Here is a 14,526-nt window from a genome sequence, read left to right as displayed (position 1 = left end):
GGTGGACGACCCGCGCTATCTCCGCCAGGTGCTGCTCGCGGAGATCGGTCCAGAGGGACAGGCGAGGCTCGGGGCGGCGACGGCGCGCGTGCTCGGCGGCAGCGGCGGCGCGCCTCCGCTCGCGCACGAGGTGGCGGAGCGCTACGCGCGCGGCGCCGGCTTCGGCGCGCTCGCGGAGGGCGCGATCGACGTCGCCGCGCTCGCGCCCGCGGAGCTCGTCGCGTCGCCCGCCGCGCGGGCGGTGCTCGCCGGGGCGCGGGCGGCCCTCGCCGAGATGCGGGCCGCGCTCGGCCGGGGCGGCGCCGGGGCGGGGCAGGGGAGCGCGCCGGAGGGCGGGCTGCCGGAGGGCGGGCCGTCATGAGGCGCTCCCTCGCCCGCTCGATCCGGCTCGGGTCGGTCGTCGACGCCGTGGGCGACACGCCGCTCGTGCGCCTCTCGCGCATCGGCCGCGAGACGCCGTCGGTCGAGGTGTACGCCAAGCTCGAGTTCACGAACCCCGGCGGCTCGGTGAAGGACCGCGCCGCGCTGCGGATGATGAGCCGCGCGGCAGCCGATGGTCGCCTGACCAGCCAGAAGACGCTCATCGACTCGACGAGCGGCAACACCGGCGTCGCCTACTCCATCTTCGGCGCGGCGATGGGCTTCAAGGTGGCGCTCGTCATGCCGTCGAACGTGTCCAAGGCGCGCAAGGACATCGCGCGCGCGTTCGGCACGGAGCTCATCTTCAGCGACCCGATGGAGGGCTCCGACGGCGCGATCCGCCACGTGCGCGCGCTTGTCGAGAAGGACCCCGAGAAGTACTTCTACCCGGACCAGTACTCGAACGAGGACAACCCGCTCGCCCACTACCACGGCACCGCGCGGGAGATCCTCGAGGCGGTCGGCGACCGGATCACGCACTTCGTGGCCGGGGTCGGCACGAGCGGCACCATCGTCGGGACGAGCCGCCGGCTCCGGGAGCACCACCGGCCGATCCGCTGCATCGCGGTCGAGCCCGCGGACGCGCTCCACGGGCTGGAGGGGCTCAAGCACCTGCCGAGCTCGCTGGTGCCCGCCATCCACGACGCGGGCGCGTACCACGAGACGATGCGCATCATGACGGAGGACGGCTGGGACATGTCCGACCGCCTCGCCCGCGAGGAGGCGCTGCACGTGGGGCACTCGGGCGGCGCGGCCATCTTCGCGGCCTTCGAGGTGGCGAAGCGCCTGCACCTCGAACAGAAGGGAGGGTGCGTTGTGGCGATTGTCCCGGACCGGGGCGACCGCTATTTTGCGCCCATGAAATGGGAGAAGCGTTACCTATGGTGATGTCACCTCACCCGTGGACCGCCGGCGGGGTCGTCCTGAAGGCGGGCGTCCTGAAGGCGGTCGAGGACGAGGCGCTCGCCGGCTACGCGCGCGACGAGGAGGCCTGCGGGTACCTGAAGGGGCCCGCGGGCGAGTCGTTGCTCTGCGACGAGCACGTCCGGATGGACAACATCGCGAACAAGCTCCACGCCGTCGATCCGGAGCGGTACTTCCGGACGGCGCGGACGTTCTTCGACTTCAACGGGAAGCGCTTCTCCGATGCCGTCGAGAAGGGGGCCGCGGAGGGGCGCCCGGTGAAGGTGCTGTACCACTCGCACCTCGATGCCGGCGCCTACTTCAGCCCGACGGACGCCGCCATGATGAGCGGCGGTGAGCCGCCGGCCGAGGAGGGGGCCCAGATCGTGATGGGGCCCGGGCCGGCGTTCCCGCTCGCGTTCCTCGTCACAAGCGTGCGCGGCGGCTCCGGCGACGGGGGCCCGGAAGGGAAGCCCCGGATCGCCGAGCACCGCCTCTTCGTCTGGGACGGCGCCGCGTTCGTCGCGTCGACGTTCACCGTCGTCGATTGAGCTCATCGCGCCGGGGCGCGTCCGCCGTCCTCGCGCTGCCCGCACCCGCTTGCAGGGATCGACTCCCGAGGCCCAGCGAGGCTGATTCTGTAGTTGTCACTTGATCATCGAAGGAGTTGCCTAAATGTCAGGTTTTGTTGTCTGGTTCACCGGTTTGAGCGGCGCAGGCAAGAGCACGCTCGCGGCGATGCTCTCGGCCGAGCTCCGCGCCCGCTCCGTCCACGTGGAGGTGCTCGACGGCGACGAGGTGCGCACGAACCTCTCGAAGGGCCTCGGGTTCTCGAAGGAGGACCGCGATACGAACATCCGGCGGATCGGATACGTGGCGAAGCTCATCGCCCGGTCGGGCGCGTGCGCGATGACGGCCGCCATCAGCCCGTACAAGGCGATCCGTGACGAGCAGCGGGCCCAGATCCCGCAGTTCGTCGAGGTGTACTGCTCCTGTGCGATCCCCGTGCTCGCCGAGCGCGACGCGAAGGGGCTCTACAAGAAGGCGCTCGCGGGCGAGATCAAGAACTTCACGGGGATCGACGACCCGTACGAGGCGCCCGAGAGCCCCGAGGTGGTCGTCTACACCGACAAGGAGACCAAGGAGGAGAGCCTCGCCAAGATCCTCGCCAAGCTCGAGGAGGTCGGGTACGTCCCGCGCCGCGGCGCCGCGGTCGCGGTGTCCGGCGCTGCTGCCGCGGGGGCGGCGGCGGGCGGCGGCCGCGGGCTCATCGCGCCGCACGGCGGCGAGCTCGTGAACCGGTGGGTCGAGGGCGCGGAGAAGGCGTCGCTCGCCGAGCGGGCGAAGGGCCTGCCGGTCATCGAGCTCGACGAGCGGACCGAGAGCGACGTCGAGATGATCGCGGTCGGCGCGTTCTCGCCGCTGCGCGGCTTCATGAACTCGAAGGACTACCTGCGCGTGGTGCGCGAGATGCGGCTCGAGAGCGGCCTGCCGTGGTCGATGCCGATCACGCTCGCCGTCTCGGAGCAGGCGGCGGAGGGGCTCCGCGTGGGCTCCGAGGCCGCGCTCCGCGCGCGCGACGGCCGCATCGTGGCGGTCATCGAGCTGAGCGACAAGTGGCGGCCCAACAAGGAGATCGAGGCGCAGGAGGTGTTCCGGACGACCGAGACGAAGCACCCGGGCGTCGCCTACCTGATGAGCACGGGCGCCGTGTACGTCGGCGGCGAGATCCGCGTGCTGGAGCGGCCGGTCGAGTCGCCGTTCCCGTCGTACGACCGGGGCCCGGCGGTGACGCGGGCGTACTTCGCCGAGAAGGGGTGGCGCCGCATCGTCGGGTTCCAGACGCGGAACCCGATCCACCGGGCGCACGAGTTCATCACCAAGACGGCGCTGGAGAGCTGCGACGCGCTGATGATCCACCCGCTTGTCGGCGCGACAAAGTCGGACGACATCCCGGCGGACGTCCGGATGCGCTGCTACGAGGAGCTCATCGCGAAGTACTATGTGAAGGACCGCGTGCTCCTCTCGATCTACCCGGCGGCGATGCGCTACGCGGGCCCGCGCGAGGCGATCTTCCACGCGCTCGCGCGCAAGAACTACGGCTGCTCCCACTTCATCGTGGGGCGCGATCACGCCGGCGTCGGCAGCTACTACGGCACGTACGACGCGCAGGAGATCTTCAATGTCTTCAGCCCCGGCGAGCTCGGCATCGCCACGCTCAACTTCGAGAACGCGTTCTACTCGACGGTGGTCGGAGCGATGGCCACCGCGAAGACGGCGCCGGGCGACGCGTCGACGCAGGTCAATCTGTCCGGGACGAAGGTGCGCGAGCTGCTCCAGCGCGGCGAGCTGCCGCCGCCCGAGTTCTCCCGTCCGGAGGTCGCGCGCATCCTCATCGAGGCGATGCGCAGCTCGTCGTAGCCCTGGCGCCGTGATGGCGGCGGCGCGCGGCCTCGTCGAGCGGGGCCGCCGCGCGGCCGCCGGCGCCGCGCGCGGCGCGGCCCTCGCGCTCCTGACCGCGCTCGCCGGCCTCTCCGCGGGGGCGCCGGCGCGCGCGGACCTCAGCGACGATGCCGCGCGCGTCGCGCGGATGTGGTCGCTCTCGGGCGCGCGCGTCGCGCGCCTCCCCCCCTTCTTCATCGAGCATGGCCGCGTCAGGGTAGTGGCGGTGGATCCGCCGCCGGCGGGCGTGTCCGGCGCGGCCGGCGCGGCTGGACCGAAGGCCGAGGAGTGCCTCACCGTCGTGTTCCTCGCGCCGCGCACCGTCGAGTTCACGCTGGAGCCGGACTCTTTCGCGGGCGAGCCCTCCGCCCTGGAGGGCCTCGTGCACCGGCTGCGGGGCCCGGATCCCGAGGACGAGCGCCGCATCCACAGCGTCGCCGGGGCCGCGGCGATCCTCCGGTGCGGGGCCGCGCGCGAGGGGCTGCGCCGCGTGGCGGTCGAGGTGCTCTCGACGCGAGGCGCCTTCGATGTCGTGGTCGCGGCGTCGAGCGGGCCGCCGGAGCGCCTCGAGTCCATCCTGCCCGAGCGGGTCTCCGGGCCCATCGCGCCGCGCGGCGACCCGGGGCGGCCGGCCGAGCCGGGGCCGCTCGACGCCCGGGTCGCGCGCGCCGCGCGCCGCGCGCGCGCGGAGGGCGCGCCGCGCGTCGCGCCGATCGACATGCGCGCCTCATCGGTCGGGACCGGACAGTTCTCGGTCAAGCTCAGCGAGGGCTGTCACCGGCTCGATCTGATGGCCGAGGTCCCGGGCGTCGCGGTGCGCCGCGCGACCGACCTGGACGCCGAGGCGCGCGAGGCGGGCACGGGGAGGCTGCTCGGTCGCGACCGGTCCGACGCGCCCGACACGCGGCTCGACTTCTGTCTCGGGGAGCCCGGGGTCGTCGAGGTGCCGTTCCTCGGGGCGGCGGGCCCGGTGAAGGTCGTGCTGTCCGACGCGCAGTGGCCGATGCCCCCGCACGTGCCGGGGCATTTCGGCGCGCGCGCCCGGGGCAACCTGGCCTTCGCGCTGCAGCGCCGCCGCGCGCCAGCGCCGCGCGCGCAGGCGATCGTCGAGGCCGTCGGCGCGCAGGGCGACACGCTCGTCCCCGTCCAGGTCGAGCCGGGCCGCTGCTATTTCGCGGCGGCGGCGCTGGTCCGGGGCGAGATGCGCGCGCTCCGGATCTCGGTCGAGCTGGGCGATCGCGCCGCGCGCGACGACGCGGGCGAGCACGGCGAGGGCGCCGGCGTGGCCTTCTGCTCCGAGATCGAGGAGAGCGCCGCCGTCCGCGTGTCCGCGCGCGGCGGCTCGCCGGTCTGGGTCCTCTCGGTCTGGCCCATGGACTGACGCCGGCTCACCCCTCCGTGCGGGGGCGCCTCGGGCGGCGCGAGGTGATCGGCTCCGGCGTGGGCCTTGTCACGGCGCCCGACTGGGCCCGCTCCGGCAGGAGCTGGCGGAGCTGCCACGCCTGCAGGAACGCGCGTCGCTCCGCGTCGCGGAGCGCGTGCTGGTGCTGGCCCATCATGAACGCCGGCACGACAAGCATGAACAGGGTGGTCAGCGTCAGCGCCGTGATCGTCGGGACCATCGAGTGCTCGACGGCCTGGGGCAGGATGACCATCGCGCCGCCCGTGAACTCGTAGGAGCGGGGCAGGATGCCCGAGTACTCGATCCACGCGGCGGCCAGCACCGCGACGCAGCCGGTGACGACGACGGCGACGCGGTAGGCCGTCCGGTACGTGAACGAGTTGCCGTACGTGAAGATCACGAGGAGCATCGGCATGAAGAGCAGCGGGCCGAAGCCGCGCGCGATGAACAGGAAGCTGAGCACGTTGAAGACGAACCCGGCGTAGGCGTACCACTCGGCGGACCGGCGGTGGACGAGGCGCGCCGCGATGAACTTCATCAGCGCCGCCAGGGCCGTGAAGCCCAGGATGAAGCCGAAGACCTGCCACTCGCGGATGCCCAGCCACACCGCGGCCACGAGCGTCGCGATCGCCGTCGCGAGCAGCTCGGCGCGGATGCCCGCGTGCAGCTGCAGCCGGTGCCGCGTCGCCGCGGTCGCGTCCAGCTCGGCGAGCACCTCCTGCGGCATCTCGCGCGGCGGCTCGGTCAGGATGCGCCGGAGCGTCTCCAGGGCGCGCTCGTTCTCCGGATCGAGGGCGAGGGCCTGGCCGACCTCGCTGAGCAGCGCCTTGCGGGCGCTCTCGGCCTCCCTCCCGCCGGCGAGCGCCATCGCCACCTTCTCCTCGGCCAGGCCCGCGTGCCGCGCCGCGAGGCCGCGGCGGAGCTCCACGTCCTTGTCGCCGTCGAGGAACCGCTCGACCGCCTCGTAGAGCGAGCGCGCGGTCGGGTACCGCTCGGACGGCTCGCGCCGCGTCGCCCGCACGCAGATGGCGTCGAGCTCCGGGGGCACCTCGCGCTCGGGCGCGCGCACCGACGCCCGCGCGTCGGCCCCGTGGATGAGCGAGTCGAGCATCTCGCCGCGATCCTTCTTCGGGTGGAGCGGCTTCAGCGTGAGCAGCTCGAAGAGGATGGCCCCGAGCGAGTACACGTCGCTGCGCACGTCGAGCGTGTCGACGCACCCCTGCGCTTGCTCCGGCGACATGTACCCGAGGGTCCCGAGCACGTCGCCGGGGATGGTCCTCGTGCTCATGGGATCTTCCCCCATGTCGATCGTCTGGTGCGGCGAATCGATGAGCTTCGCGACGCCCCAGTCGAGCAGGTACACCTCGCCGAAGTCGCCGAGCATGATGTTGGCGGGCTTGAGGTCGCGGTGGAGCACGCCGCGCGAGTGGGCGAAGTCCACGGCGATGCAGATGGACGAGAACGCGGTGAGCAGCTTGCGGCGCGAGAAGCTCTGCAGCGCCGTCGCGTCGCCCTCGCGGAGCTCGTTCAGGATCCTCGCCAGCGTGAGGCCCCGGAGGCGTTTCATCGTGAAGTACGCCGAGCCCTTGGCGTCCAGGCCGAGGTCGTAGACGGGCACGATCGAGGGGTGCTCGAGCTGGCCCTGGACCCGGGCCTCGCGGAGGAACCGGTGGCGGAGCGTCGTGTCGCCCTGGTGCTCCGCGCGGATGACCTTCATGGCCACGTCGCGGCCGATGCGGCGGTCCCTGCAGAAGTGGACCTCCCCCATCCCCCCGACGCCGAGGAGCGAGCGCACCTCGTAGCGGGGACCGTCGCTCGTGAGATCCGAGAGCTCCGCCCGGGCGCGGCCGGGGTTCACCGGCGTGGGGCTCTGGCCGTGCGAATCCCCGCCCTTTCCGCGAGATTTTCGCATCTCGGGGAGCTGCTCGAGCGTCTCGAAGTCGTCGTCGAACAGAGCCATGGCCTTCGGGAAGCCAGGCTGAGTCGCGCCATGCCAGCAAAACCCCACACCGGCAGGGCTCCGCGTGGCGACCCCGGACCTCCTTGACGGACGGCCGCGAGCAGCGCTGCGGAATGCTGGGCTTCCTTGCCGAGAGGATCTCGTATCGGGGGGTGATGTCAACGGGATGCTGCGTCCGTCGAAGACAGCGGACGAGCGATGCAGCGTCGCACACCACGCGCGCCGCTGCGGTGAAGGCGCGTGACTCGCGTAAATGAAGGTCGATGTCGGAAACCCGCGCACGGCGCCGCGGCGGCATCCGCGTCATGTGTGGGGAGCATCACGACGCCGGCGATCGGCGGTGAGGCGCCGGCGAAGGCCCGGCGCGCTCGATGCGCTCAACGCGCGCTCGATGCGCTCAACGTGCTCAACGGCCGAGGAGCGCGAGCAGCGTCTTCTTGTTCGTGAGGCCGATGTGCCGCCCCAGAGGCTCGCCGTTCTGGAAGGCGACCACGGTCGGTAGACCCCGGATCCCGAAGCGCTTCGCGGCCGCGGGCGACGCGTCGACGTCGAGCTTGACCACCTTGACCTGGCCCGCTGTCTCCGCCGCGATCTCATCGACGATCGGCGCGAGCCGCTTGCAGGGGGCGCACCAGGACGCGGAGAAGTCCACGAGCACCGGTGTGTCCGTCTCCAGGACCTCTCGCGCGAAATTCAGGTCGTTGACTTCAATGACGTTGCTGCTGCCCATGGCGCTGTCCTTTCAGTTCTTCTCGGAAGCGAGCGCCCCTGGCCGCGCGCGCCGGCTCGACGCCGGCCTGGTCGCGACAGCGACGCTCGCATGAACTGTTATAGGCACGGTTTCAGTTTCTGCCAGGGGCGGGGAGACCGCCGCGCGGGCCGATCAGCGGGCCTTGACCGGCGCCGGCGCAGGGCGGCCGAGGTGCTGCGCCCGGAGCGCGATGTCCGCGACGGTCTTCTGCGAGAGGCCGCGCAGCAGCCCTTCGTTGGCCGCGTCCGCGACCTCGTCGAACGCCCGCTGGATCCCCGCCCCGATCGGGCACTTCGCGTTCGGCTCGCACGGGCTCGGCGCGATGGCGCCCTCCGGCTCCACGGCGGCGTACACCTCGCTCAGCCGGATCCGCTTCGCCGGCCTCGCCAGGCGATAGCCGCCCGCGCGGCCCTCCCGCGCCTCGATGAGCCCGGCCTGCGACAGGCGCGCGAGGATGCGCCGCAGGAACGCGGGGTTCGTGTTGATGCTCGCCGACAGCTCGTCGCTCGCGCAGCTCTCACCGGTCTGCGCGAGCAGCGCCAGGGCGTGCGTGGCGATGGCGAAGCGACCCGACGACATGAAAGGGCCTCTCGGCCGTATCTGAGGGCTCCGAGGTGTCCGCTGTCAAGCCTGCGGGGGCGCCGCCCCGCGGCGGCGGCCTCAGGGCGACGGCGCTCGGGAGGAGGTGCGGGTCAGCACGAGGGCCTCGCCCTTGCCGTCGGCGAGCCGGAGCTCGATCGACGCGGGGACGGGCGAGGCGCCGGCGCAGCGGCTGTCGGACACGATATGGCGCGCGCGGGCGAGCGAGCTCTCCCCGGTCGAGGTGTCGACGAGCCGCAGATCGACGCCGGCGCCCCCGGCGTCGAGCGCCGCGATCACCTCGGCGCACGTGTTGGCCGGGATCTGGAGCGGGAGGATCTTGAGGCGCGAGGCGTCGAGCGCCACCGTCTGGGCGCCGGAGGCCGCCGCGGCGTCGACGAGGCCGGCGGCGCTCATGCGCCCGAGCAGCCTCGCGGCGGCGAGCGGGTGCGCGACGAGCGCGGGCGGGGCCTTGGGCTCCTTGCGGACCTCCACGGCGAACGGGCCGGGCTGCGCCATCGACTCGACGTCGATCCGGGCGGGGCCGCCGCTCCCGCAGGCGAAGAGCGTCGCCCGGGCGCCGCCCCGGGCGCGGCCGAGGAGGGCGTGGGCGTCGCTCCAGAGCTCCGCGAGCACGTCGGCGAGCGGCCTGCCGGCCAGCACGTCGATCCGCGCGCAGCCGGCCGGCAGCTCGATCGGGAGCGTCGTGCGGCTGCCGAGCCGCGCGGCCCCGGTCGACACGCGCGGCGCGCCGTAGCCCCGGCCCGCGAGCGCGCGGCCGTGGGCCGCCCGCGCCTCGGCGAGGTCGCGGCTCTCGGTCACGCGCTCGATCGGCGTGGCCCCGGAGATCTCCGCCTCGGCGCCCGGCTGCGAGCGGCCGACGACCACGGCCACGAGGCCCTGGGTGCCGCGCGAGCGGACGGCGATCGAGAGCTCGATCGAGATCGTCGAGCAGAGGAGCAGCAGGCGATCCTGGCCCCGCTCGCGGGCGCGCGCGACGATCCTGCCGGTCTCGTCCTCCGCGACCACCTCGAGCGAGGCGACCTCGTCGCTCGGCGAGACGAGCACGTCGATGCAGCGGCCGCCCTCGAGGGTGGCCCCGATGCGGCTCGCGGTCCTCGAGCCGACGGGCAGCGCGACGCGCCGGACGTCCTCCCAGCGCGCGCCGATCGCGCCGCGGTGCGCCCGGACCTTCGCCTCGAGGCCGGGCCACGACTCCAGCCGCCCGCTCTCGTCGCCGGCCCGGCCGCGCGCGCCGACGGCGCGGGCGACGGCGTCGGCCGCCTTGAGCGGGACGCCCTGCACGCCGACGCTGACCGCCCCGGCGCCCGACATGACGCGCGCCATGACATAGAGCCGCCGCGGGTGCGGCGGGCAGACGAGGATGGAGGCGCGCGCGTCGGCGGCCTCGTCCGTGGAGAAGGCGCTGCCGTCGTCCTCGAAGGCGAACAGGTCGACGTCGCCGATCGTGGGCGAGACGCGCGCCATCGCGAGCATGCACTCCCCGGCGGGCACCTCGACGAAGGCGCCGACCCGATCGCCGTCGGACGCCATGTCGGCGCCGATCACCCGGAGCGGGCCCGCGCCGGCCTCGGCGGCGCGCTGCGCGTCCCTGCCGAGCAGGGTGCTGCCGTCGATGCGATCCGGCAGCGCGCGCAGCGCCTCGGGCGTCGGCGCGCCCGGCGAGGCGGTCGCCCCGGCGCTGCAGGCGGGCGCGACCGCCAGCAGGGCCGCGAGCGCCCAGGCCGCGCGGGCGGGCGACGGACGGGTCGCGCACGCGGGCCCGGAGGGACGGAGCCCGGGCGGCGGCGGGGGCGCGGGCAAAGGAAGGGACGCGGGATGTCTGGGACGCAAGGTCGTGGGCTCGTCGGAGGCGCTCGTGGCGAGCGACGAGGTTCTACTTCAGGGCGGGTACGGCATCCAGGGCGCCGCCATCAGGGATCAGCCGCGCCGTCCGCCGCGGCACGCCGTCGCCGTCCCGACGAGCGGGCGCCCCTCGCCGTCTCGGCGGGCGGGTCACGCCTCCGACGCCTCGGCGCAGAGCCGCCCGAGCGTCCGGATCGCGTGCTCGGTGAGGTCGGTGAACGGGTAGCCGCAGTTCACCCGGATGTAGTTCGAGAACCGGTGCTTGGCCGAGAAGATCGGCCCCGGCGCGATGCTGATGCCGTGCTCGAGCGCGCGCTCGTGCACGTCCAGCGCGCTCGTGCCGGGCGGGAGCTCGACCCAGAGCACGAAGCCGCCCGCCGGGCGCGAGACGCGGGTGCCGGCGGGAAAGTGCTCGGCGATCGCCTCGCTCATGCGTGCGACCTGGGCGGCGAGCCGGCGCCGGAGCGTCCGCAGGTGGTGGTCGTACCCGCCGATCTCGAGGAACTCGGCGACCGCCATCTGCGGCAAGGTCGCGCACGCCACGCTCTGCCCGAACTTGAGCTGCTCGACCTCGTCGAGGAAGCGGCCGGGGGCCGTCCAGCCGACCCGGTAGCCCGGCGCCATCGTCTTCGAGAACGATGAGCAGAGCATCACGAGGCCCTTGCGATCGAACGCCTTCGCCGGGCGGGGGCGGACGTCGCCGAAGTGCAGGTCGCCGTAGATGTCGTCCTCGATGAGCGGCACCTCGCGGCGCGCGAGCATCGCGACGAGCCGCTCCTTCGCCTCGTCGGGCATGGCGCTGCCGAGGGGGTTGTTGAAGTTCGGGATCGCGAGGCACGCCTTGATGCGGTGGCGGCCCAGCATCTCCTCGAGGACGTCGAGGTCCATGCCGGTGCGGGGGTGCGACGGGACCTCGAGCGCCTTGATGCCGAGGCTCTCGATGAGCTGGAGGAGCCCGTAGTACGCCGGCGACTCCAGCGCGACCGTGTCGCCGCGGCGCGCGACCGCGCGCAGGCAGAGGTGGAGCCCCTCCATGGCGCCGACCGTGGTCACGAGGTCGTCGGCGGAGAGCGCGACGCCCCACTCGACCGAGCGCCGGGCGATCTGTCGCCGCAGCGCCGGCAGGCCGGGTGGCGGGTCGTACGAGACGCCCGCGCCGCCCGCGCTCCGCGCGATCGCGCTGAGGATCCGGTTCAGCTTGTCGGTGGGCAGGAGCTCGGGGCTCGGGCAGGCCGCGCCGAACGGGACGATGTGCGGATCCCGGGAGGCCCGGTACACCTTCGAGACGAGGCTCTTCACGCTGACGCGCGAGGCGGTTGTGCAGGCGCGCGCGGCCCGCGGCTCGGGGAGCGCCGAGAGGCGCCGGGCGCGGACGTAGTGCCCCGACTGCGGGCGCGCCTCGATGATCCCGCGGTTCTCGAGCTGCAGGTACGCCTGCAGCACCGTCGCGACGCTCACCCCCTGCTGCCGGCTGAGCCGCCGCACCGAGGGGATCCGGTCGCCCGACCGCAGCGCGCCGCGCGCGATCAGATCGGCGATGTGCGCGGCGACGCGATCGTAGAGATGGGCCTCGGCCTCCGCTTCGATGGGCACCAGCACGAGGGACGAGTGTACAGCCGGGCGGGCGCTGCGGTACCGGTACAGCCGGCGAGCGTGAGGACCAGCACAGTTGCCGGTTTCGCGAACTGTGCTGGCCTCAATGTTGGGCGGACTGCCTCTGTGCCGGTCGCTCGCTTGAGCCCAAGCTGGGCGGCATGAAATTGACCTCACTTGTTCCGGAGGCGCGCTCGCGCCTCCGAGAGTCGTCGCGGATCGAGCTGGGGAAGGGGGGCCTGTGGACGCACCGCCTCCGGGGCGGGCCGCTCCTCCTGAGCTGCACCGCCGGCTCGGTCTGGCTCACCCGGGAGGGGGAGCCGGACGACGTGGTGCTGGAGGCGGGGGCCAGCTATGGAGGCGAGGGGCGCGGGCTCCTCGTGGTGGAGGCGCTCGAGCCGGCGCAGATCGCGGTGGCCGCGGGCGAGGCGCAGAGGACGGTGCGCGCGGCGAGCGAGAGGGCGCGGGCGGCGCTCGCGAGGGCGCGGGGGAGCTGGCTCGTGCTCCTCTCGCTCGCCGCGCTGTACCTGATCTGGGGCTCGACGTACCTGGCGGTCTCGATCGCGCTCGAGACGCTGCCGCCGTTCCTGCTGGCCGGGGTGCGCTTCGTGACGGCGGGCGCGCTGCTCTACGGGGGGCTCCGGCTGCGCGGCGTCCCTCGCCCGACCCTGCGGCAGTGGGGCGCGGCGGCGCGGGTGGGGGTGCTGCTGCTCGTCTTCGGCAACGGGCTCGTCGTCGTCGCGCAGCAGTGGGTGAGCTCCGGCGTCGCCGCGGTCGTGGTGTCCACGATGCCGCTCTGGCTGGCGCTGTTCACGACCGCGCGCGGCGCGCGCGGCGCGTCCGCCGGGGCCCCGGAGGTCTCCCGGGGCGAGTGGCTCGGGCTCCTCGTCGGGTTCGCCGGCGCGGCGCTGCTCCACCTCGGCGGCGACCTCCACGCGGCGCACGCCGGGGCGCTGCTCATCGTGCTGGCCCCCGTGGCGTGGGCGCTCGGCTCGCTGTACAGCCGCTCGCTGCCGCTGCCGGAGGGGCCGATGGCGGTCGCGGCGGAGATGCTGGCGGCGGGCCCGGTGATGCTCGGGATCAGCGCGCTCACCGGCGAGCACCTCGCGGCGCCCCCGTCCGCGCGATCGCTCCTCGCGCTCGGCTACATGACGGTGTTCGGGTCGATCGTGGCCCTCAGCGCGTACACGTTCCTGCTCCGGAACACGCGCCCGGCGATCGCGACGAGCTATGCTTACGTGAACCCGATCGTCGCCATCGCGCTCGGCATCCTGCTCGGCGGCGAGCGCGCCTCCGCGACGACGTGGGCGGCGGCTGCCATCGTCGGCGCCGGCGTCGTCCTCGTCTCCTGTGCCGGTGGCCCCCGCTCTGGCGCCGCGTGGGGCAACGCGGGGCGCCGCGGTGGTGGTCTCCGGACGGGGCGCCGGATGGATGCCGCGCTGCACGAACGCCGTCGACCGTAGGCAATGCGGGGGGCGACGTGTAGTGTGCGCCGCGAGGAGGCGAGGTAGATGAGGAGAGGTTACCGGCTGCTCGGATGGGCGCTGCTCCTTTCAGGTGCGCCCTCGGCCTGCGGCGGCGACATCGGCGAGACGACCGGCGCGACGTCGGGCGGCGGGGCCGACGCGACGTCGAGCAGCGCGAGCTCGGGCGGCGGTGAAGGCGGCCGCGGTGAAGGCGGCGGCGGGGCGGCGGGCAGCGGCGGCGTGGGCGTGGGCGTGGGCGTGGGTGCGGGCGGGGGCCCGACGGGCGAGTGCGCGGCGGTCGCGCCAGGGCCCTTCGAGCCGACGCTGGTCACAAACGTGTTCAGCGGCAGCGAGGACTTCGCGTTCGATGGCCAGGGTTACCTCGTCGCGAAGCAGGGGCCGAACCTCGTTCGCTTCGACGCCACGAGGCACACCTCGAATTTCGCGTCTCTGCCGGGCGACGTGCTCGGGCTGCGCTATCGGTCCGACGGGACCCTCGTGGCGGCGCGGCCCGACCAGGGCGACGTCGTCCAGATCTCGGCGACCGGCATCGTCTCCGAGTACGTCGAGGATCTCCAGGACCCGAACGGTCTGTCTCCGGACGCGGACGGCAACGTCTGGGCGACGGACCTCGCCGGCGGCCGGGTGCTCCGCCTCAACCCCGACGCCACGGTCGACGAGATCGCGAGCGGCGCTCCCGAGGTGAGCCAGCCGAACGGAATCGTCTTCGACCCGGCGCGAAGGGCGGTTTTCTACACGAACTCCTCGGCGGGCGAGATCCGCAGGATCGACCTTGCCGCCCCCGACGCGCGGCCCGCGCTCGTGGCGACGGTCGCGTCGGCCACGCTCGATGGGCTCGTCCTCGACACGTGCGGTCACCTCTACACGCTCGATAACAAGGACAGAGCGCTCTATCGCGTGCGGCTCGATCGGGGCGGTGCGGCCCTGGGAGGGCCGGAGCTCCTGGCGAGCTTTCCGACCGGGGTCGCCAATGCGCAGTTCGGATCGGGCCCCGGCTTCGATACAAGGACCCTTTATGTCGGGGGCGCAGCCGGCTCGATCTACGCTGTTGCGGTCGGCATCATCGGCGCGCCGGTCCCCGCGCCGCCAGAAGCGCCGTGATGAACGCTCCTCGGCGGCGCGC

12 protein-coding genes are annotated in these 14,526 nt (G+C 73.6%); 7 read left to right on the top strand and 5 right to left on the bottom strand.

Features of this window, described 5'->3' with window-relative positions; genetic code table 11:
• Position 1 precedes the first annotated feature (1 nt).
• From WME75_RS30205 to WME75_RS30185, 5 genes are all read left to right on the top strand, one after another.
• Complete coding sequence (locus WME75_RS30205; RefSeq protein ID WP_437478320.1) at positions 2–361, top strand: hypothetical protein; 360 nt, start codon at positions 2–4, stop codon at positions 359–361.
• Positions 358–1,308 (top strand): PLP-dependent cysteine synthase family protein, encoded by a 951-nt coding sequence (locus WME75_RS30200; protein ID WP_437478318.1) that lies wholly within the window; start codon positions 358–360, stop codon positions 1,306–1,308. Before WME75_RS30205 ends, WME75_RS30200 begins: the two co-directional genes overlap by 4 nt.
• The gene (locus tag WME75_RS30195; RefSeq protein ID WP_437478315.1) at positions 1,302–1,874 is read left to right on the top strand and encodes a Mov34/MPN/PAD-1 family protein; all 573 of its coding nucleotides are present in this window, start codon (positions 1,302–1,304) and stop codon (positions 1,872–1,874) included. Before WME75_RS30200 ends, WME75_RS30195 begins: the two co-directional genes overlap by 7 nt.
• 124 nt (positions 1,875–1,998) lie before the next feature.
• Positions 1,999–3,744 (top strand): sulfate adenylyltransferase, encoded by a 1,746-nt coding sequence (gene sat / locus WME75_RS30190; protein ID WP_437478312.1) that lies wholly within the window; start codon positions 1,999–2,001, stop codon positions 3,742–3,744.
• A 10-nt stretch (positions 3,745–3,754) separates the two neighbouring features.
• Positions 3,755–5,146, top strand: a complete 1,392-nt coding sequence (locus WME75_RS30185) for a hypothetical protein (protein WP_437478309.1) — start codon at positions 3,755–3,757, stop codon at positions 5,144–5,146.
• Positions 5,147–5,153: 7 nt separating this feature from the next.
• Here the strand turns inward: WME75_RS30185 and WME75_RS30180 are convergent, their stop codons facing one another.
• The 5 genes from WME75_RS30180 to WME75_RS30160 all read right to left on the bottom strand — a co-directional run bounded on the left by WME75_RS30180 (position 5,154) and on the right by WME75_RS30160 (position 11,922).
• The gene (locus WME75_RS30180) at positions 5,154–7,127 is read right to left on the bottom strand and encodes a serine/threonine protein kinase (RefSeq protein ID WP_437478307.1); all 1,974 of its coding nucleotides are present in this window, start codon (positions 7,125–7,127) and stop codon (positions 5,154–5,156) included.
• 406 nt (positions 7,128–7,533) lie between these two features.
• A complete protein-coding gene (gene trxA, locus WME75_RS30175) occupies positions 7,534–7,857 on the bottom strand; it encodes a thioredoxin (RefSeq protein ID WP_437478304.1) in 324 nt (107 codons plus the stop codon).
• Positions 7,858–8,010: 153 nt separating this feature from the next.
• Positions 8,011–8,457: an Rrf2 family transcriptional regulator gene (locus WME75_RS30170; protein WP_437478301.1), complete on the bottom strand. Its 447-nt coding sequence runs from the start codon at positions 8,455–8,457 to the stop codon at positions 8,011–8,013.
• A gap of 81 nt (positions 8,458–8,538) precedes the next feature.
• Positions 8,539–10,281 (bottom strand): hypothetical protein, encoded by a 1,743-nt coding sequence (locus WME75_RS30165; protein ID WP_437478299.1) that lies wholly within the window; start codon positions 10,279–10,281, stop codon positions 8,539–8,541.
• 192 nt (positions 10,282–10,473) lie between these two features.
• Positions 10,474–11,922 carry a PLP-dependent aminotransferase family protein gene (locus tag WME75_RS30160; RefSeq protein ID WP_437478296.1) on the bottom strand — a complete coding sequence of 483 codons (1,449 nt, stop codon included), beginning with the start codon at positions 11,920–11,922 and terminating at the stop codon, positions 10,474–10,476.
• A 155-nt stretch (positions 11,923–12,077) separates the two neighbouring features.
• Here WME75_RS30160 and yedA point away from each other — a divergent pair, with 155 nt between their 5' ends.
• Both yedA and WME75_RS30150 read left to right on the top strand, forming a co-directional pair.
• Positions 12,078–13,379: a drug/metabolite exporter YedA gene (gene yedA, locus WME75_RS30155; protein WP_437478293.1), complete on the top strand. Its 1,302-nt coding sequence runs from the start codon at positions 12,078–12,080 to the stop codon at positions 13,377–13,379.
• 48 nt (positions 13,380–13,427) lie between these two features.
• Positions 13,428–14,504, top strand: coding sequence for an SMP-30/gluconolactonase/LRE family protein (locus WME75_RS30150; RefSeq protein WP_437478290.1), 1,077 nt, complete (start codon positions 13,428–13,430; stop codon positions 14,502–14,504).
• Positions 14,505–14,526 lie beyond the last annotated feature (22 nt).

It is taken from the genome of Sorangium sp. So ce1014, from assembly GCF_051521505.1.
GTDB lineage: Bacteria > Myxococcota_A > Polyangia > Polyangiales > Polyangiaceae > Sorangium.
The sequence above is the reverse complement of the archived record's forward strand: the minus strand, read 5'-3'. Positions and strand labels throughout refer to the sequence as shown.